Origin of the sequence: Streptomyces cahuitamycinicus (assembly GCF_002891435.1) — a bacterium.
GTDB classification, from domain to species: domain Bacteria; phylum Actinomycetota; class Actinomycetes; order Streptomycetales; family Streptomycetaceae; genus Streptomyces; species Streptomyces cahuitamycinicus.
This window is the reverse complement of the sequence record NZ_POUC01000860.1, coordinates 1-1106: the sequence shown is the minus strand read 5'-3', so window position 1 is coordinate 1106 and position 1106 is coordinate 1. Positions and strand designations below refer to the sequence as shown.

The window sequence follows — 1106 nt, the reverse complement described above, 5'->3', positions numbered from 1 at the left end:
CCCCGTGCCCCGCGTCGACCCGACCGACCCCAACGCCGGTTTCCTGGCGGGCCTGATGACCTCGGCGCCCGCGGAACTGCTCGGCGCTCTGGCTGCCGCCCCGGCCCCGTCGACCGAGACGCGGCTGAGGCAGATCCGGGCCTGGCTGGAGACCGGCGATCCGGCCGCCTCGCTGCAGACGCTGGTCGCGCTGGAGGGCGAGCGGCCCGACGACTGGCGGGTGGTCTGGTACCGGGGCGTGGCCGCGCTGGTCACGGGTGACGACGAGGGCGCCGCGCTGGCCTTCGACGCGATCTACGACGCCTTCCCCGGTGAGATCGCGCCCAAGCTGGCGCTGGGTCTGTGCGCGGAGGTGCTGGGTCAGCTCGACAACGCCGCCGAGTACTACCGGCTGGTGTGGTCGACCGACCCGAGCTATGTGAGCGCCGCGTTCGGCCTGGCCCGCGTCCAGCTGGCGACCGGGGACCGTCACGGTGCCGTACGGACGCTGGAGTCGGTCCCGGAGTCCTCCATCCACTACACGGCCGCCCGGGTGGCGGCCGTGCGCGCGCGGCTGCGGCAGCGCACGGCGAGCGCCTCCGACGCGGCGTTCCTGGGGGATCTGACGGCGGCCGCCGCGCAGGTCGAGGCGCTGGAGGCGTACGGTCTGGATCCGGCGCGGCGGGAGCAGTTGTCGGCCGAAGTCCTCGGTTGCGCGCTGGACTGGGTACTCTCCGGGGACCAGGGTTCCGCCCCTCCCGCCGCCGGGGGACGGACGCTGCTCGGCAGCGGCCTGGACGAGCGGGGCCTGCGTTTCGGTCTGGAACGCTCGTACCGCACGCTGGCCCGGCTGGCGCGGGGCGGCGAGGAGAGGATCGACCTGGTGGAACGTGCCAATCGTTACCGCCCCCGGACGTGGGTGTAGTTGATGTCGCAGATGCCCCGGTTGTCCGCCTGCCCGAGTTGCGAGGAACCCCTCGAGTCGGGTGACCGTTTCTGCGGCGCGTGCGGATACGACGTGTCCGCCGTGCCGGAACGGCCGCAGGACAACCCCACCATCACCATGAACGGCTCGGTGCCCGGTCAGGGCGCTCCGGCCGGCGGGTATCCCCAGCCCCCGTCGGCGC

General features: G+C 73.8%; 2 protein-coding genes. Both read left to right on the top strand.

Going from position 1 to position 1106, the window contains the following annotated elements; translation table 11 throughout:
* A partial coding sequence (locus C1J00_RS43480; protein ID WP_146046421.1) for a tetratricopeptide repeat protein occupies window positions 1-904 on the top strand: 904 nt, incomplete at its 5' end.
* Window positions 905-1106, top strand: a 202-nt coding sequence (locus tag C1J00_RS43475; RefSeq protein ID WP_146046420.1) for a zinc ribbon domain-containing protein, incomplete at its 3' end; no start/stop codon positions are given.